Annotated in this window: 10 protein-coding genes, 1 tRNA gene and 2 pseudogenes; 7 read left to right on the top strand and 6 right to left on the bottom strand. The window is 74.0% G+C overall.

Annotated features, from left to right (window positions below; genetic code table 11):
• The first annotated feature begins 1,223 nt into the window (after nt 1-1,223).
• Nucleotides 1,224-2,525 carry an L-seryl-tRNA(Sec) selenium transferase gene (gene selA, locus ABZ117_RS33465; RefSeq protein ID WP_356826435.1) on the top strand — a complete coding sequence of 434 codons (1,302 nt, stop codon included), beginning with the start codon at nt 1,224-1,226 and terminating at the stop codon, nt 2,523-2,525.
• Nucleotides 2,525-4,261, top strand: a pseudogene (locus tag ABZ117_RS33470) (SelB C-terminal domain-containing protein); the annotation flags it as partial. The gene selA and the pseudogene ABZ117_RS33470, both read left to right, overlap by 1 nt.
• 35 nt (nt 4,262-4,296) lie before the next feature.
• Here the strand turns inward: ABZ117_RS33470 and ABZ117_RS33475 are convergent.
• A tRNA-Sec gene (locus ABZ117_RS33475) sits at nt 4,297-4,389 on the bottom strand.
• 37 nt (nt 4,390-4,426) lie between these two features.
• Between ABZ117_RS33475 and selD the strand changes: the two genes are divergently transcribed.
• The 3 genes from selD (at nt 4,427) to ABZ117_RS33490 (ending at nt 12,810) form a co-directional block, all read left to right on the top strand.
• Nucleotides 4,427-5,440, top strand: a complete 1,014-nt coding sequence (selD, locus tag ABZ117_RS33480; protein ID WP_356826437.1) for a selenide, water dikinase SelD — start codon at nt 4,427-4,429, stop codon at nt 5,438-5,440.
• A gap of 487 nt (nt 5,441-5,927) precedes the next feature.
• A complete protein-coding gene (locus ABZ117_RS33485) occupies nt 5,928-10,193 on the top strand; it encodes a HAMP domain-containing protein (protein ID WP_356826439.1) in 4,266 nt (1,421 codons plus the stop codon).
• Between the two features lie 94 nt (nt 10,194-10,287).
• Nucleotides 10,288-12,810, top strand: a complete 2,523-nt coding sequence (locus ABZ117_RS33490) for a SpoIIE family protein phosphatase (protein ID WP_356826453.1) — start codon at nt 10,288-10,290, stop codon at nt 12,808-12,810.
• Nucleotides 12,811-12,870: 60 nt separating this feature from the next.
• Here the strand turns inward: ABZ117_RS33490 and ABZ117_RS33495 are convergent, their stop codons facing one another.
• The 4 genes from ABZ117_RS33495 to ABZ117_RS33510 form a co-directional block, all read right to left on the bottom strand.
• Complete coding sequence (locus ABZ117_RS33495; protein WP_356826441.1) at nt 12,871-13,308, bottom strand: ATP-binding protein; 438 nt, start codon at nt 13,306-13,308, stop codon at nt 12,871-12,873.
• A gap of 330 nt (nt 13,309-13,638) precedes the next feature.
• Nucleotides 13,639-13,812 (bottom strand): CsbD family protein, encoded by a 174-nt coding sequence (locus tag ABZ117_RS33500; protein WP_356826443.1) that lies wholly within the window; start codon nt 13,810-13,812, stop codon nt 13,639-13,641.
• A gap of 106 nt (nt 13,813-13,918) precedes the next feature.
• On the bottom strand, nt 13,919-14,539 hold the full coding sequence (locus ABZ117_RS33505) for a DedA family protein (RefSeq protein WP_356826445.1): 621 nt from the start codon (nt 14,537-14,539) through the stop codon (nt 13,919-13,921).
• Nucleotides 14,540-14,688: 149 nt separating this feature from the next.
• Nucleotides 14,689-14,865, bottom strand: a complete 177-nt coding sequence (locus tag ABZ117_RS33510) for a hypothetical protein (RefSeq protein WP_356826447.1) — start codon at nt 14,863-14,865, stop codon at nt 14,689-14,691.
• A 431-nt stretch (nt 14,866-15,296) separates the two neighbouring features.
• Here ABZ117_RS33510 and ABZ117_RS33515 point away from each other — a divergent pair, with 431 nt between their 5' ends.
• Both ABZ117_RS33515 and pgm read left to right on the top strand, forming a co-directional pair.
• Entirely contained in the window at nt 15,297-16,136 is an 840-nt protein-coding gene (locus ABZ117_RS33515; protein WP_356826449.1) for a chitosanase, read from the top strand.
• A gap of 135 nt (nt 16,137-16,271) precedes the next feature.
• Complete coding sequence (gene pgm, locus ABZ117_RS33520) at nt 16,272-17,912, top strand: phosphoglucomutase (alpha-D-glucose-1,6-bisphosphate-dependent) (protein WP_356826451.1); 1,641 nt, start codon at nt 16,272-16,274, stop codon at nt 17,910-17,912.
• Between the two features lie 79 nt (nt 17,913-17,991).
• On the opposite strand, the pseudogene ABZ117_RS33525 reads toward pgm, so the two are convergent.
• A pseudogene (locus ABZ117_RS33525) lies at nt 17,992-18,402 on the bottom strand (GDSL-type esterase/lipase family protein); the annotation flags it as partial.
• Nucleotides 18,403-18,490: the final 88 nt, after the last annotated feature.

Consider the following 18,490-nt stretch of genomic DNA (forward strand, 5'->3'; position numbering starts at 1 on the left):
GGGCCGGACCGGGAGGAACAGGGGCGGCAATGGAGCAGCGGCCGGTGACAGAAAGGCCGACCGAGGCCGGCACAAGGACCTCGCCCACCCCGCCCCCGCAAACTCCCGCACCCCCGAGCAGGCCCTCGCCTCCGGCCGCCGGGGAAGGCGCGAGTCCGGCCGCCGCCGCGTCCGGCAGTCGGCTGCCGCCTCCGGACCCCGCCGGGGGCAAGGTGCCGACCGGTCCTCGCCCCACGCCGAGTGCCCCGGCCTCCGGCACCCGGCCCGCGTCGCCGCACGGCGCCAAGGCTCCAGCAGCCGCGAGCCGGCCCTCGCTTCCGGGCGCCGGGGAAGGCGCGCCTCCGAGCGCGCCCGAGCCCGGCAGCCGTTCGCTCGCCGACGGCCGCGCCACGCCGAGTGCCCCGGCCTCCGGCAGCTCGCCCGCGTCGCCGCAAGGCGCCAAGGCTCCAGCAGCCGCGAGCCGGCCCTCGCCTCCGGGCGCCGGGGAAGGCGCGAGTCCGGCCGTCGCCGCGTCCGGCGGTCGGCCGTCGCCCCCGGACCCCACCGGGGGCAAGGTGCCGAGTGCCCCCGAGCCCGGCAGCCGTTCGCCCGCCGACGGCCGCGCCAAGCGGAGTGCCCCGGCCTCCGGCAGCCGGCCCGCGTCGCCGCACAGCGCCAAGGCTCCCCCACCCGCGAGTCGGCCGTCGCTTCCGGGCGCCGGGGAAGGCGCCGCCGCGTCCGGCGATCGGCGGTCGCCCCCGGACCCCACCGGGGGCAAGGTGCCGAGCGCCCCCGATTCCGGCAGCCGTTCGCCCGCCGACGGCCGCGCCACGCCGAGTGCCCCGGCCTCCGGCACCCGGCCCGCGTCGCCGAACGGCGTCGAGCCTCCCGCACCCGCGAGTCGGCCCTCGCCTCCGGGCGCCGGGGAAGGCGCGAGTCCGGCCGTCGCCGCGTCCGGCGGTCGGCTGTCGCCCCCGGACCCCACCGGCGGCAAGGTGCCGAGCGCCCCCGAGCCCGGCGACCGCCCCCCGCCCGCCGACGGCCCCGTCACCCCAAGCTCCCCGGCCCCCGGCAGCCCGCCCGTGCCCCCGCACACCGCCGAGCCCGCCGCACCCGCGAGCCGGTCCACAGCCCGGCACCCCCACAGGGGAACGGCGCCGAGTTCCCCGCCTTCCGGCGACCGGTCCTCGCCCCACGCCGGCGTCAGGCGTAGCACGCCCGCCCCCCGCCCCGGTGCCGGAGACGTGCGGCGTCGGGTTCCCCGTACCGATGTGCTGCTGCGGGAGCCCCGGTTGGCCGCGGCTGTCCAGCGGCTCGGTGCCGGCCTGGTGAAGGCCGCTGTCCGGCAGGCGCAGCAGCGGGCCCGGGAGGGGAGCGTGCCGGTGGAGCTGGTGCCGGAGACGGCCCTGGGCCTGCTGCCGGGGAGCGCGGGCGGGCTGCGGCCGGTGATCAACGCCACCGGGGTGCTGCTCCACACCAACCTCGGGCGCGCCCCGCTGTCGGCCGCGGCCCGGCAGGCCGTCGTGGAGGCCGCCGGGCCCACGGACGTCGAACTCGACCTGACCACCGGGGTGCGTGCCCGCCGGGGGCGCTCCGCGCTCGCCGCGCTGCGGGCGGGCGTGCCGGCCGCCGGAGCCGCGCAGGTCGTCAACAACGGGGCCGCCGCGCTCGTGCTGGCCGCCACCGCCCTCGCGGCGGGCAAGGAGATCATCGTCAGCCGGGGCGAGATGGTGGAGATCGGCGACGGATTCCGCCTGCCCGACCTGCTGGTCTCGACCGGGGCCCGGCTCCGCGAGGTGGGTACGACCAACCGCACGGCCCCCGCCGACTACGCCGCCGCCGTCGGCCCCGACACGGGCTTCGTGCTCAAGGTGCACCCGTCCAACTTCCGCATCACCGGCTTCACCCGGTCCGCCGAGGTCGCCGACCTGACGGGGCTCGGCGTCCCCGTCGTCGTCGACATCGGCTCCGGTCTGCTCGCCCCGCACCCCGCCCTGCCAGAGGAACCCGACGCCGACACGCAGCTGCGCGCGGGCGCCGCCCTCGTCACCGCCAGCGGCGACAAACTGCTCGGTGGCCCCCAGTGCGGGCTGCTGCTGGGCCGTGAGGACCTGGTCGGCGCGCTGGCCCGGCATCCCCTGGCCCGCGCGCTCCGTGTCGACAAACTGACCCTGGCCGCCCTGGAGGCCACCCTCACCGGCCCGCCCACCCCGACCGCCCTCGCCCTCACAGCCGACCCGGCCGTCCTCGGGGCCCGCGCGGCCCGCCTCGCCGCGGACCTGTCCGCCGCCGGAGTCGACGCGCGACCCGTCGACAGCGCGGCCACGGTCGGCGGCGGAGGCGCCCCCGGCGTCACCCTGCCCAGCGCGGCACTGTCCCTGCCCGCGCCGTACGCCGCCGTACTGCGCACCGGCCGGACCCCGGTCGTCGGGCGCCTGGAGGCGGGCCGCTGCCTGCTGGACCTGCGGGCGGTGCCCCCGCAGGACGACGCACGGCTGGCGGAGGCCGTAGGGGCGGCCCGCGCCGCCGTGGAAGGAGGGCGGTGATGCGGGTCCTCGCCACCGCCGGTCATGTCGACCACGGCAAGTCCGCGCTGGTCCGGGCGCTCACCGGGATGGAGCCCGACCGGTACGAGGAGGAGCGCCGCCGCGGCCTCACCCTGGACCTGGGCTTCGTGTGGACCCGCGTCGGGGAGGAGACCCTCGCCTTCGTCGACGTACCCGGGCACGAGCGCTTCGTACCGACCATGCTGGCCGGTGCCGGGCCCGTGCCCGCCGTGCTGTTCGTGGTCGCCGCCGACCAGGGCTGGCAGCGGCAGTCCGCCGAACACCTGGCCGTCCTGGACGCGCTCGGCGTCCGGCACGCCGTCCTCGCGGTGACCCGCAGCGACCTCGCCGACCCCGGACCGGTGCGCGCCGACGCGGTCGAACGCCTGGCCGCGACCTCCCTCGGCAAGGCCCCGGCGGTCGCCGTCAGCGCGGTCACCGGGGCGGGGCTCGACGACCTGCGGGCCGAACTGGCCGCCATGGCCGGCCGGCTGCCCGTACCCGACACCGGAGCCGACGTCCGCCTGTGGCTCGACCGGGCGTTCACCGTCCGCGGCCACGGCACCGTGGTGACCGGCACGCTCGGGACCGGCACCCTGCGCGTCGGCGACCGGCTGGTCACCGGGGACGGGCCGGCCGTGCTGCGGGTCCGCGGCCTCCAGAGCCTGCACGAGGAGCGGACGGCCGTCGGCGCGGTGGCCCGCGTCGCCGTCAACGTGCATGGTCCGGGCGCCGACAGCCTGCGCCGCGGCCAGGTCCTGCTGACCCCGGACCGCTGGCTGCGGGCCGAGGTGACCGACGTCCGGGTCACCGGCGAGCCGGTGGCCGACCTGCCCCGGAGTGTCACCCTGCACATCGGGACGGCGGCCGTGCCGGTGGCCGTCCGCCCGCTCGGCCCGGACACCGCCCGGCTCACCCTCCGCCGGGGCCTGCCCCTGCGGGCCGGCGACCGCGCCGTGCTGCGGGAACCGGGCGGCGGCCGCCTGCCCTGCGGGGTGACCGTCCTCGACGTACGGCCGCCCGGGCTGGCCCGGCGCGGCGCCGGCCGGGCCCGCGCGGCCGAGCTGGACACCATGACCGGCTGCCCCGACGCCGCTGCCGAGCTGCGCCGCCGCAAGCTGGTACGGCGCGCCGACCTGCGGGCGATGGGCGTCCCGGCGCCCGGCGACCCCGTCGCCGGGGACTGGCTGGCCGACCCGGCGCACTGGCAGGCCCTCGCGGAGCGGCTGGCCGAGGAGACCGCCGTGCACGCCCGCGCGCACCCGCTGGAGCCCGGCCTGCCCGCCGAGGCGGCCCGCCGGCTGCTCGGCCTTCCCGACCGGGCCCTCGTTGACGCGCTGGCCGCGGCCCAGCCCCGGGTCCAGGCCCGCCAGGGCCGGCTGTACCCCGCCGACCGTCCCCGGCCCGCCCTGCCCGGACCGGTCCGGGCGGCTGTGGACGCCGTACGCCGGGACCTCTCCCGTACGCCGTTCCGCGCGCCCGAGGCCGGGCGGCTGGCCGAGCTGGGGCTCGACCGGCGGGCGCTGGCCGCCGCGGCGGCCGCCGGGGCGCTGCTGCGCATCGCCGACGGGATCGTGCTGATGCCCGGCGCGGACGCCGGGGCCGCCGCCGTCCTGGCCGCTCTGCCGCAGCCGTTCACGCTCAGCGAGGCCCGCCGCGCCCTGGACACCACCCGCCGGGTGGCCGTACCACTGCTGGAGTTCCTGGACGCCGGGGGCTGGACCGAACGCGTCGACGACCAGCGCCGGCGCTGCCGGGCTCCGGCGGGGGACGGAGGCGGACGGGAATCGAACCCGCCTGCCCGAGATCCTCGGGCACCTCGGTTTTGAAGACCGGGAGGGCCACCAGGCACCCACACGCCTCCACCGCTCGACAGGCTACTGCCCCAGGAGATCACCGGTATGACACCGACACCGACGCACCGGGCGCCCGTACGGCTCACCCAGTTCGCCCACGGCGGCGGCTGCGCCTGCAAGATCCCGCCCGGCGAACTGGAGGACGTGGTCGCGGGACTGACCGCGGCACCGCCGGCCGGCGGCGACACCCCGCTGCTCGTCGGGCTCGCCACCGGTGACGACGCGGCCGTGGTCGGTCACCGGGGGAGCGCCCTGGTGTGCACGGCCGACTTCTTCACCCCGGTCGTGGACGACCCCTACGACTGGGGCCGCATCGCCGCCGCCAACGCCCTGTCCGACGTGTACGCGATGGGCGGCCGGCCCGTGCTGGCCGTCAACCTGCTGGCCTGGCCGCGCGACCGGCTCTCCTTCGACCTCGCCCGTGAGGTGCTGCGCGGCGGCCTCGACATCGCCACCGAGGCCGGCTGCCACGTCGGCGGCGGGCACAGCGTGGACGACCCCGAGCCGAAGTACGGCATGGCCGTCACCGGCATCGCCGACCCCGGGCGGCTGCTGCGCAACGACGCCGGCCGCCCGGGGGTGCCGCTGTCGTTGACCAAGCCGCTCGGCCTCGGCGTGCTGAACAACCGGCACAAGGCCACCGGCGAGTGGTTCGAGCAGGCCGTCGCCACGATGACGGCGCTCAACCGGGACGCCTGTGAGGCCGCCCTGGCCGCCGGGGCCGTCTGCGCCACCGACGTCACCGGCTTCGGTCTCCTCGGCCATCTGCACAAGCTGGCCCGGGCCTCCGGGGTCACCGCCGTGATCGACACCGCCGCCGTCCCCTACCTGGACGGCGCCCGGGAGGCCGTACGGGACGGGTACGTCAGCGGCGGCACCCGGCGCAACCTGGAGTGGGTCGCGCCGCACACCGACTTCGGGGACACCGACGAGGACACCCGGCTGCTGCTCGCCGACGCGCAGACCTCGGGCGGGCTGCTCGTCGCCGGGGAGGTGCCCGGGGCGCCGGTGGTGGGGGAGCTGGTGCCGCTCGGGAGCCGGTCGATCGTGCTCAGGTGACGCGCGCCCGGACGACGTCATGCTCGGGTGACGCTGCTCACTGCGGTGGGGCGGGGCGTCGCCGGGGACGACGGTCCCCGCGCCGGTTCGCCCGGCGGCAGGGCGGACCGCCGGTTCGCCCTGCCGCCGGGCGCGGCGGACGGCGATATCCCGCCGAGACCGGACGGCGGCGGGACTCCGGCGACCCTGGCGGGAGAGGCAGACGCGCATCCGACGCGCACCCCCGACCCGGGCGAAAACTTCATCTAATACCCCGCTTCCTGGCTCTCACACCTGTGCTGTGCGAGTTTGTTTCCCTCGCGGGAAGGGTTGGCCGATTACTTTGTCCCAGCCTGCGGAAGTGGGTTAGCCTGCGGCGTATTTTTCTCATCATGCAAATCCGTGAACTGCGGAAATGCACACACCAACGGTCGGGTCGCAGCACGCTCCCGGCCGCGGTTCCGAGTCCTCGGCGCGAGGGCTCTAGGGGAGCGGATCGAGGGTGCGCATGGCCGGCAAGGCGACCGGGACGACCGAAGCGGTCCCGGGTGACCACGAACTGAGACGACTGCTCGCGGGACTGACCGCGGTGCGGGACGGAGACTTCGGCACACGGCTGCCCGACGACTCCACCGGACTCATGGGCGACATCGCCACTGTCTTCAACGGGATGGTCGACCAGCTGTCCGTGTTCACCTCCGAGGTCACCCGGGTGGCCCGTGAGGTGGGTACCGAGGGCACCCTCGGCGGGCAGGCGCAGGTGCCGGGCGTCTCGGGCACGTGGGCCGACCTGACCGACTCCGTCAACGCGATGGCGGGCAACCTCACCACGCAGGTCCGGGACATCGCCCAGGTCGCCACCGCCGTGGCCAAGGGCGACCTGTCGCAGAAGATCGACGTGGACGCGCGCGGCGAGATCCTTCAGCTGAAGGAGACCGTCAACACGATGGTCGACCAGCTCTCGGCGTTCGCGGACGAGGTGACCCGTGTCGCCCGCGAGGTGGGCACCGAGGGCCGCCTCGGCGGGCAGGCCCAGGTCCCGGGTGTCGCCGGCGTCTGGCGGGACCTCACGGACTCGGTCAACTTCATGGCCGGGAACCTGACGGCGCAGGTCCGCAACGTCGCCCAGGTGACGACCGCGGTGGCGCAGGGCGACCTGTCGCAGAAGATCACGGTGGATGCCCGGGGCGAGATCCTGGAGCTGAAGAGCACCATCAACACGATGGTGGACCAGCTCTCCGCGTTCGCGGACGAGGTGACCCGTGTCGCCCGCGAGGTGGGCACCGAGGGCCGGCTCGGGGGGCAGGCCGACGTCAAGGGCGTCAAGGGCACCTGGCGGGACCTGACCGACTCGGTGAACTTCATGGGCGGGAACCTGACGGCCCAGGTCCGCAACGTCGCCCAGGTGGCCACCGCGGTGGCGCAGGGCGACCTGTCGCAGAAGATCACGGTGGATGCCCGGGGCGAGATCCTGGAGCTGAAGAACACCATCAACACGATGGTGGACCAGCTCTCCGCGTTCGCCGACGAGGTGACCCGGGTGGCCCGCGAGGTGGGCACCGAGGGCCGGCTCGGGGGGCAGGCCCAGGTCCGCGGCGTGGCCGGCACCTGGAAGGACCTCACCGACAACGTCAACGTGATGGCCTCCAACCTGACCGGCCAGGTCCGCTCCATCGCCCAGGTCGCCACGGCCGTGGCCCGGGGCGACCTGTCGCAGAAGATCACCGTCGAGGCCAAGGGTGAGGTCGCCGCGCTCGCCGACGTCATCAACACCATGGTCGACACGCTGTCGGCGTTCGCCGACGAGGTGACCCGGGTGGCCCGCGAGGTGGGCACCGAGGGCCGGCTCGGCGGCCAGGCGCACGTGCCCAACGTGGCCGGCACCTGGAAGGACCTCACCGACAACGTCAACTCCATGGCCAACAACCTCACCGGCCAGGTCCGCAACATCGCGCTGGTGACCACCGCCGTGGCCAAGGGCGACCTGTCGAAGAAGATCGACGTCGACGCCCGGGGCGAGATCCTCGAACTGAAGACCACCATCAACACGATGGTCGACCAGCTCTCCGCCTTCGCCGACGAGGTCACCCGCGTCGCCCGTGAGGTGGGCACCGAGGGCCGGCTCGGCGGCCAGGCCGAGGTCGAGGGCGTCTCCGGCACCTGGAAGCGCCTCACCGAGAACGTCAACGAACTCGCCGGCAACCTCACCCGGCAGGTCCGCGCCATCGCCGACGTGGCCAGCGCGGTCGCCGAGGGCGACCTGACACGGTCCATCACCGTCGACGCCTCCGGCGAGGTGGCCGACCTCAAGGACAACATCAACTCCATGGTGGAGTCCCTGCGCGAGACCACCCGGGCCAACCAGGAACAGGACTGGCTCAAGACCAACCTCGCCCGGATCTCCGGCCTCATGCAGGGCCACCGCGACCTGCCGGTCGTCGCCGAGCTGATCATGGACGAGCTGGTGCCGCAGGTGTCCGCCCAGTACGGCGCCTTCTACCTCGCCGAGGACGGCGCGGCCGGACCCGAGCTGCGGCTCGTCGGCGCCTACGGGCGGCCCGAGGCGGACTCCCGGCCCGTCCGCATCCCCTTCGGCCGCTCCCTGGTCGGCCAGGCCGCGCGCAGCCGCCGTACCATCGCCGTGGACCAGCTGCCGCCCGGATACGTGACCATCTCCTCCGGGCTCGGACGGGTGGAGCCCACCGCGCTGCTGCTGCTGCCCATCGTCTTCGAGGAGCAGGTCCTCGGCGTCATCGAGCTCGCCGCGGTCACCCGGTTCACCACCGTCCAGCGGGACTTCCTCCAGCAGCTGGTCGACACCATCGGCGTGAACGTCAACACGATCGTCGCCAACGCCCGCACCGACGAACTCCTCCAGGAGTCGCAGCGTCTGACCAGCGAACTCCAGTCCCGTTCCGCCGAGTTGCAGGCCCGCCAGGAGGAACTCCAGCAGTCCAACGCCGAACTGGAGGAGAAGGCCTCCCTGCTCGCCGACCAGAACCGGGACATCGAGGCGAAGAACCTCCAGATCGAGCAGGCCCGGCAGGAGCTCGAAGCACGCGCCCAGCAGCTGTCGCTCGCCTCGAAGTACAAGTCCGAGTTCCTGGCGAACATGAGCCACGAGCTGCGCACCCCGCTGAACAGCCTGCTCATCCTGGCCCAGCTGCTGGCCCAGAACCCCTCCCGCAACCTCACCCCCAAGCAGGTCGAGTACGCGGGCATCATCCACTCCGCCGGCTCCGACCTTCTCCAGCTGATCAACGACATCCTGGACCTGTCCAAGGTCGAGGCCGGGAAGATGGACGTGACGCCCGAGCGCGTCCCGCTGCGCCAGCTCATCGAGTACGTCGAGGCCACCTTCCAGCCGATGACGTCGCAGAAGAGCCTGGACTTCACCATCACCACGGCGCCCGGTGCCCCCGGCGACCTGCTCACCGACGACTCCCGGCTCCGGCAGATCCTGCGCAACCTGCTGTCCAACGCGGTGAAGTTCACCGAACAGGGCGGCGTCGAGCTGCGCGTCGAACCCGCCGCGGACGACGAGGTGCCCCCCGGTGTGATGCGCGGCGGAGCGATCGTCGCCTTCCGGGTGAAGGACACCGGCATCGGCATCCCCGAGCAGCAGCTGGAGACCATCTTCGGCGCGTTCCAGCAGGCCGACGGCACCACCAGCCGCAAGTACGGCGGCACCGGGCTCGGCCTGTCCATCACCCGGGAGATCGCCCACCTGCTCGGCGGCGCCGTCACCGTGGACAGCACCCCCGGCAAGGGCAGCACCTTCGCCCTCTTCCTGCCCGTCGCCCGGCCGGACTTCGAGGAGCACCTGCGCGGCGGACGCCATGTCCCCCACGCCGCGGACCCGGAGCGGACCGACCCCACGCCCGGACAGGAGGCGCCCCTCGGGCTGCCGCCGGCCATCGCGAGGCGGGAGCGCCCGCGCCGCCTGCTCGTCGTGGAGGAACGCCCGCGCGGGCTGCTGACGCTGGTCGCCGAGAGCGTGATCGGGGACCTCGCGCACAGCCGCGCCGACGGCGGCGGCACGCCCGTCGACATCATCACCGCGGTCGGCGCCCAGGAGGCGGCCGGTGCCCTCGCGGACGAGCCGTGCCACTGTGTCGTGGTGGAACTCGGCACGCCCGACGGGGAGTCGGCCCGCTTCCTGGAGGCCCTGCGCGGCGACTCGGCCCTGACGAGCGTCCCGGTGCTGGTGCACGTCTCGCACCGCACCGACCCCCTCACCGAGGAGCCTGCGGGCGGTTCGCTGGAGTACCTGTTCAGCCTCGACGAGCTGCGCGAGCGGATCGCGCTGCACCTGTCCGCCGAGGAGCCCGGCGAGGTGCTCACCCTCGTCCGCGGGGACGAGCCCCAGCACACGGCGCCGCATCTGGTCGACGACCACACCCGCGGCCGTACCGTCCTCGTCGTGGACGACGACGCCCGCAACCTGTTCGCGCTCAGCGGCATCCTGGAACTGCACGGGTTCCGGGTGCTGCACGCGGAGAACGGCCGCAAGGGCATCGACACCCTGGTGAACAACCCGGACGTCGAGATCGTCCTGATGGACGTGATGATGCCCGAGATGGACGGGTACACGGCCACGGCGGAGATCCGCAAGATGCCGCAGTACGCTGATCTGCCGGTCATCGCGGTGACCGCCAAGGCCATGCAGGGCGACCGGGAGAAGAGTCTGGCTTCCGGCGCCAGCGACTACGTCACGAAACCGGTGGACACCAATGACCTCATCGCCTGTGTCCGGCGCTGGCTCCCCGCATGAGGAGCACACGGCGAGCCCGTCCGTCCACAGGCCTAGGAGTACGGATCCGGTGAACGAGCCCGAACCGCCCACCGGGCCGGACCTGCCGGCCGGCATGCCCTCCCAGCTGCCGGCCGGGGAGGTCCCGGCCGCCGACGCGGTGCTGCCCGGCGTCCCCCTCGGGGACGTCCCGGCCGTCGACGTGGCGCTGCCGGGTATCCCGGCAGCGGACGTCCCGGCCGTCGACGTCGTGCTGCCGGAGATCCCGGCCGCCGACGTGCCCGCCACCTCTCCGGTCGGCCGGCTCGCCGCCACCGTGGAGCGGCTGCGCCGGGAGGTGCGGGCGGCGCAGGCCGAGGCCGAGGGCCGGGCGCTGGTCGAACTCGCCAAGGGCATCCTGGTGGAACGCCTCGGCTGCGGCCCCGCGCAGGCCGCCCGCCAGCTCGCCGAACTCACCGAGCAGGCCCGGATGACCCCGCTGGAGTTCGCGGTGGAGGTCATCAACCAGGCCGCCCGGGACCGCGTCTCGGAGGTCACCGAGGCGTTCCTGTCAGCCGCGGCCGCGGCTGACCCGGCCGGCTCCGTCGAGGAGTCCGCCGCCGTGCGGCTGCGCGCCGCCGAGAGCGGTGTCCTGGCCGCCGACGACACCCAGGCGATGGCCGACTCGCTGCTCGACCACGCCCTGCGCCCGCTGGGCGCGGTCGCCGTGGCCATCTGGGCCGCCGGCTCGGACGGCTCCCTCTCCCTCGCGGGCAGCGCCGGCTTCCCGCCCGGTGAGGCGGCCCGCTGGCGCTATGTCCCGCCCGACGTGGCCACCGTGGCCCGCCGCGGCCTGAACCAGCCCGATGGGCAGTGGCTGCCTTCGCTCGCCGGGTCCGGGCTGCCCACCATCGGCCGCCGGGAGTACGCCGACGGAGCGCGGATCGCCCTGCCCGCCGGCGCCGGCGGCCGGATCTACGGCGTCCTGGAGATCGCCTGGCCCAAGCCCGAGGGCCCGCTGCCGCGCCCCGTCGTCCGGCAGGTGGAGGCACTCGCCGAGCTGTGCGCGCACTCCCTGGAGACCACCGCACCGCCGCTCGGCACGGAACAGGAGCCCCGGCTGCTGCCCGACGTGGTCGAACTGACGGATCTCGCGGACGGTCTGCACGACCCGGCCCTGGTGCTGGTGCCGCACCTGGACGACACCGGTCAGCTGGTCGACTTCCGTATCCACCACGTCAACAGCCGCTTCCTCGACCCGGCGGGCCGGCCCCGCGCCGTCGTGAGCGGCGCCCTGCTGCTGGAGGCCTACCCGATGGCCGCCGGCGGCAGCGAGCTGTTCCAGCGCGTGGAGCGGGTCTACGCCACCGGTGAACCGTTCCGCGCCCACCGGATGCGGCTGACCGCGCTGGTCGACGACGTGCCGCTGTCCGCCGTCGCCGACATCAGCATCAGCCGGCACGGCTCCAGTGTGCTGCTGATCTGGCGCATCGAGGACGAGGCGGCCCGCCTGGCCAGCCTGCTCCAGCACGCCCAGCGGCTCGGCCGGATCGGCGGTTTCGAGGAGAACCTGCTCACCGGCGAGATCACCTGGAACGGCCAGCTGTTCAGCCTGTACGGCCGCCCCAGCACCAGCATGCCGGTCGCCCTCCAGGACCTGCCGGCCCACGCCCACCCGGACGACGCGGTCGCCCTGGGCCGTTTCCTGCGCACCATCATGCACCACCGCAGGCCCGCCTCGGCCGCGTTCCGGCTGCTGCGCCCGGACGGCGTGACCCGGCACATGCGGGTGGTCGCCGAGCCCGTCCTCGACACCGACGGCCAGCTCTTCGTCGTCCGGGGCGCCTACCAGGACATCTCCGCGCAGCACTGGACGGAGGTAGCGCTCGCCGCCACCCGCGACCAGCTGGCCCACACCGAGCAGCAGGCCGTGGAGCGCAACCGGCTCACCCTTCAGCTTCAGCACGCCATCATGCCGCCGGCGCAGGCCCCGCTCCGGGTGCCCGGCCTCCAGGTGGCGGTGCGCTACCGGCCCGCCGAGACCGAACACCTGGTCGGCGGCGACTGGTACGACGCCGTCGTGCTGCCCTCCGGGCTGATCCTGCTGTGCGTCGGCGACGTCGCCGGACACGGCATAGAGGCGGCGACCAGCATGGTCGTCCTGCGCAACGCGCTGCGCGGCCTCGCCGTGACCGGCGCCGGCCCGGCGCAGCTGCTGTCGTGGCTGAACATCGTCGCCCACCATCTGACGGGGGCGGTCACCGCGACCGCCGTCTGCGGTCTGTACGACGGTGAGCGGCGCACCCTGCGCTGGGCGCGGGCGGGCCATCTGCCGCCGGTCCTGGTGCGGGAGACGGAGACGCCCGGGGGACCGGAGGCGACCGCGCTGCCCCCGGTCAAGGGGCTGCTGCTGGGCGCCGTGCCCGAGGCGCGCTACGACGAGGAGGAACTCCAGCTGGCCGTGGGGGACACCCTGCTGATGTACACCGACGGCCTGATCGAGCGCCGGGACCGTTCGGTGGAGGAGTCCGTGGCCCATCTGCTGGAGACGGCGGGCGCGGTCTCCACCACCCTCGACCAGCAGCTGGACCGGCTGCTCACCTACAGCAGGTCGGACACCGACGACGACACCTGCATCATCGGCATCAGGGTGGCCTGACCCGCCCGGACCCGTCCGGGCGGCGGGGTGCCCGCGGCCGGGTCCGTCCGGGCGGACCGCTCAGGCGACCCCGGCCGCGAGGAACGGCACGATCGCGCTGACCCGCTTGCCCTGCGGCAGCCAGGTCACCTCCAGGCCGCGGGAGAGCATCGCCACCAGGTGCAGCCCGTGGCCGCCGACCCGCCCGGGGTCGGGAGGACGCCGCCGCGGCGCCTCCCGGGAGGTGTCCGTGACGGAGACGCGCAGCGCGCCGGCCAGCAGTTCCAGACGCAGGGCGCAGGGGCCGGGCGCGTGCTTGGCCGCGTTGGTGAGCAGTTCGCTGACGACGAGCTGGGCGTCCTGCACGGGGCGCCGCCCGAGCGTGGGCCGCACCTTCGCCAGAAGGGCGGCGACGGCGTCTCTCGCCTCGGCGATGCTGGATACACCGGCCTCCCAGGTGCGGCTGTAGCGCGGGGGCACCGAGCGGGCCTGGGTCGTCACGTACGTCCTGAGCGGCATGTCCATACCTCGTTGCCCTTTGCCTCTGAGGGAAGGGGCCCTTCCTGTGCACCAGGGGGTGGTCGTCCGTCCCTGCCCGGCTACCCACTGGGCCGCCGGTCAAAGGGACGTTTCCGGGGAATCCTCCGGATGCGCACGAATGGTCCGCGGGGAGGGGACAGCGGAGAACGACGGCCGGGGCGTGGCCGGGCCGGTCCGTGCGCGCACAGCGGAACGGGTCCGGACATCCGCTCTCGCTGGATGTCCGGACCCGTTCCGCAGAAAACTCGGCGTGCCTCGGTACCTCGGTGCCTGAGGACGTCGGTCCTGAAGACGTCAGTGCCTGAGACGTCAGTGCTTGAAGACGTCCTTCGCCTTCTCCTTCGCCTGCCGGGCGTCTCCGGTCGCGCCTTCCATGCGGCCCTCGGCCTCCAGGCGCTCGTTGCCGACGGCGCGCCCCGCGGTCTCCTTGAGCTTGCCCTTGGCCTGTTCGACCTTGCCCTTGGCCTTCTTGTTGCCGGCCATCGCGTGTCACATCCCAACGTCGACGCGGTCTGTGGTCGGTATTCGGATTACCGCTGTGCCACTGCCCAAACCAGTGGCCCGCCGTCCCTTCGGACTGCGTGCCCGTTCACTGCTCCTGCCGACGCCGCAGGAGGTGCCGTACGGCGAATCCCGCGACGACGGCCGCGGCGGCCACCAGGACGTAGGGCTGGTAGCGCCTGATCTGGTCGTACACCGCCGTGATGTGGCTGCCGGCCACGTACGCCAGCGTCGTCCACAGGCCGACCCAGAGGGCCGCGCCGAGGGCGTTGAAGGCGAGGAAGCGGCGCCAGGGCATGCCGGTCGTGCCGGCGATGATGCCGTTGGCCTGCCGCAGGCCCTCGACGAACCGGGCCACGGTCACGATCCGGCCCCCGTGCCGGCGGAAGAACTCCTCGGCGGCCTCGAACCGCTTCGGGGTGAGCAGGACGTACCGGCCCCACCGGTGCACGAAGGCCCGCCCGCCGGTCCGGCCGATCAGGTAGCCGAGGTTGTCGCCGGCGACGGCCGCGACGAACGCGACGGCCGCCACGGCCGCGACGTCCAGCCGGCCCGCGCCCGCGTAGACCCCCGCCGCGAGGAGGATCGTCTCGCCGGGTGCGGGGACCCCGAAGTCCTCCACGAAGATCACGGCCCCCACGGCCCAGTAGCCGTAGTGACCGAGCAGCGGTTCCAGATGGGCCAGCGGTCCCGGAAGGGGTGGGGACATGTCTTCACAGTACGTCGGTGCGGCGTGGCGGCCACGAGCGGGGTGGCCCGTGACTGCTCCGGCGTCATGGCGTCCACGGCGGCCCCGGCAGGCGCTGCCGCCCGCCGGTGGCGGCCGGTCAGCCGCATGTGGGGCAGGGGGTGGGCCGGCTAGGAGGCGGTGGTGTCCTCGTCGTCACCGTGGCCGGGCTGGCACGCGTGGCACAGTTCGTGGTCGCCGTCGCGCGTGACGACGGTCCCCCAGCCGAGGCACTGCTCGCAGTCGCGGGCGCGGCTCAGATCGGGGCGGGGAGGCAGAAGACGGCTGCGGTGGGCTCCGTACGCCATACGGGGAGCGGCTCCTTGAAGTCGCGGGGAAGCGCGTGCGGTGAGGAGGTGGGGCGGGCGGCAGGTGGCATGACCACGCATGGCGCTCAGGGCACGCATGACAACGCTGTCCGAACTGCCTCCATTATGTCCTACTTATGCCGAATGTCTAGGGGGCATTGTCACTCGGTGCCACCTCATTGGTCGCGCTTTCCCGGATGCCCTCCGGACGCCCGCGGGCGCCTCACGGGAGCTGTACGCCTTCATCGAGCAGCGGGACGAGGCGCGGCACAGCTTGGCTCGTCCCTCGGGGGCGACCCGCGGGGGTTGTCCGATCCTACGAACTTCCCCCGCGCCGGGTTACCGGGGACCATCACTTTTGATAGGAAACTTTCCTACCAGTAGGCGGTACGGACCGAACCGCCCACGCCCACCCCCCACTTGGAGCCCCTGTGGTGCACGCACACCGTGAGCCGGCAGCCCATGCCCGTCTCTCCCGCCGGACCGTCGTCGCCGCGCTCGGCGCCGTCGCCTCGGGCACCCTGCTCGGCGTCTCCCGCGCGGGCACGGCCTCGGCCGCCGCGCCGGGCCTGGACGACCCGGCGAAGAAGGAGATCGCCATGCAGCTGGTGTCGAGCGCGGAGAACTCCTCGCTCGACTGGAAGGCCCAGTACAAGTACATCGAGGACATCGGCGACGGACGCGGCTACACCGCCGGCATCATCGGCTTCTGCTCCGGCACCGGCGACATGCTCGACCTCGTCCAGCTCTACACCGACCGCAAGCCCGGCAACGTCCTGGCGAAGTACCTGCCCGCCCTGCGCCGGGTCGACGGCAGCGACTCGCACGACGGCCTCGACCCGGACTTCCCCAAGGACTGGCGCAAGGCCGCCCAGGACAGCGCCTTCCAGCAGGCCCAGAACGACGAACGCGACCGCGTCTACTTCCACCCGGCCGTCACCCAGGGCAGGACCGACGGCCTGCGCGCGCTGGGCCAGTTCACCTACTACGACGCCCTCGTCATGCACGGCGACGGCGACGACCCCACCAGCTTCCGCAACATCCGCAAGCGCGCCCTGCGCACCGCGAAGCCGCCGGCCCAGGGCGGCAACGAGACCACCTATTTGAACGCCTTCCTGGACGCCCGAGTGTGGGCCATGAAGCAGGAGGAGGCACACAGTGACACCAGCCGCGTCGACACCGCGCAGCGCGTCTTCCTGCGCAAGGGCAACCTCGACCTGAACACCCCGCTCGACTGGAAGGTGTACGGGGACAGTTACCACATCGGCTGACCCGCGCGACCCTCAAGGGAAGCGGCCGGCCGGGCCCGGTGCGGCCCGGCCGGTGGGGCGCACGTGCATGCCACGCCCCTGACGAGGAAAGATGGGGTGAGCGTACGACCCCCACCGATGCGGAGGAACGGACTCATGCCGCACGAGCGAGCCGGCCGGCCGGCCGGTCCCGAGGACCTCGTCGACGTGGCCAGGCTGGTCACGGCGTACTACACGCTGCACCCCGACCCGGCCGACCCGGGACAGCGGGTGGCGTTCGGCACCTCGGGGCACCGTGGTTCGTCCCTGGCGGGTGCCTTCAACGAGGACCACATCGCCGCCACCAGCCAGGCCATCTGCGAGTACCGGGCCGCCCAGGGCACGGACGGGCCCCTCTTCCTGGGCGCAGACACCCATGCCCTGTCGGAGCCCGCCAGGGCGACCGCACTGGAGGTGTTCGCCGCCAACGAGGTCACCGTGCTGATCGACAGCGCGGACGGCTACACGCCCACCCCCGCTGTCTCGCACGCGATCCTGACGCACAACCGGGGCCGCACCACCGGCCTCGCCGACGGCGTGGTCGTCACCCCGTCGCACAACCCGCCCGCCGACGGCGGCTTCAAGTACAACCCGCCGAGCGGCGGCCCGGCGGCCTCCGACGCCACCTCCTGGATCCAGGACCGCGCGAACCAGATCATCACGGGCGGCTTGAAGGACGTACGCCGGCTGCCGTACGCCCGCGCGCTCGCCGCGGACACCACCCGGCGCTACGACTTCCTCGGCACCTACGTCGGCGACCTGCCCAGCGTGCTGGACCTGGACGCCATCCGCGCGGCCGGTGTGCGGATCGGCGCCGACCCGCTCGGCGGCGCCTCCGTCGCCTACTGGGGCCGGATCGCCGAGGAACACCGCATCGACCTGACGGTCGTCAACCCGCACACCGATCCCGCCTGGCGTTTCATGACGCTGGACTGGGACGGCCAGATCCGCATGGACTGCTCCTCGCCGTACGCGATGGCCTCCCTCATCGAGCAGCGCGACCGCTTCCAGATCGCCACGGGCAACGACGCCGACGCCGACCGGCACGGCATCGTCACCCCGGACGCGGGCCTGATGAACCCCAACCACTACCTCGCGGTCGCCATCTCCTACCTCTACCGGCACCGCGAGCAGTGGCCGGCCGGCGCCGGCATCGGCAAGACCCTGGTCTCCTCCACGATGATCGACCGGGTCGCCGCCGACCTCGGCCGTCAGCTGGTCGAGGTGCCGGTCGGGTTCAAGTGGTTCGTGGACGGACTGGTCAGCGGCGCCCTCGGGTTCGGCGGCGAGGAGTCGGCCGGCGCGTCCTTCCTGCGCCGCGACGGCTCGGTGTGGACCACCGACAAGGACGGCATCATCCTGGCGCTGCTCGCCTCCGAGATCACGGCCGTCACCGACCGGACGCCCTCGGAGCACTACGCCGGGCTGACCGCCCGCTTCGGTGAACCCGCCTACGCCCGCATCGACGCGCCCGCGACCCGCGAACAGAAGGCATTGCTGGGCAAGTTGTCCCCGGCCCAGGTCACCGCGGACACACTGGCCGGCGAGGCGGTCACCGCCGTCCTCACCGAGGCGCCCGGCAACGGCGCGGCCATCGGCGGCATCAAGGTCACCACCGACAACGCCTGGTTCGCGGCCCGGCCCTCGGGCACGGAGGACGTGTACAAGGTGTACGCCGAGTCCTTCCTCGGCGCCCGCCATCTCGCCCGGGTCCAGGAGGAGGCGCAGGCGGTGGTGCTGGGAGCGCTCGGCGGCTGACCCGGCCGTGGGGCGGCCTCCGTCACGGAGGCCGCCCCGGCGCGGTCCGCGGGCGCGGGGCGCGCGGGCGCCGTCCGGCTCAGCCGCGTCCGCGGCCCGTGCGCAGCCGGTCCAGGACCGCCTGCGCCATGGCCGCCTCGCCCTTGGCGTTCGGATGGGCCGGGGCCGCGGGGGAGGCCGGCTGGAGGGGCTCGATCCAGCGGTCGGCGGGCGCCTTGCACATGTCGTGACCGGCCGTCGGGCCGTAGGTGTCCACGTACGCGGCCCGGTTCACGCCGGCCACCAGGCGCAGCATCAGGTTCAGCCGCTTCTCGGTGTCCCGCAGATAGGCGAAGTCCCCGCGGGCGAACGGCACCTGCGGGAAACAGCCGGCGCCGTCGTCGGGGAGCAGGTCGGGGTAGCCGACGACGACCACCCGGGCGTGCGGTGCGCGGGCGTGCACGGCCCGCAGCACCCGGTCGACCTTCGGCGCGGTGCGTACGACGGCTAGGTTCTGTCCGGCGGATCATGTGACTGTCGGATCCTTTGCTCGTTGTGCCCTGCATGGGGCGGGGTGATCTGACCAATGCCGAATGGGT

It is taken from the genome of Streptomyces sp. NPDC006309, from assembly GCF_040613095.1.
In the GTDB taxonomy this organism is placed as follows: domain Bacteria; phylum Actinomycetota; class Actinomycetes; order Streptomycetales; family Streptomycetaceae; genus Streptomyces.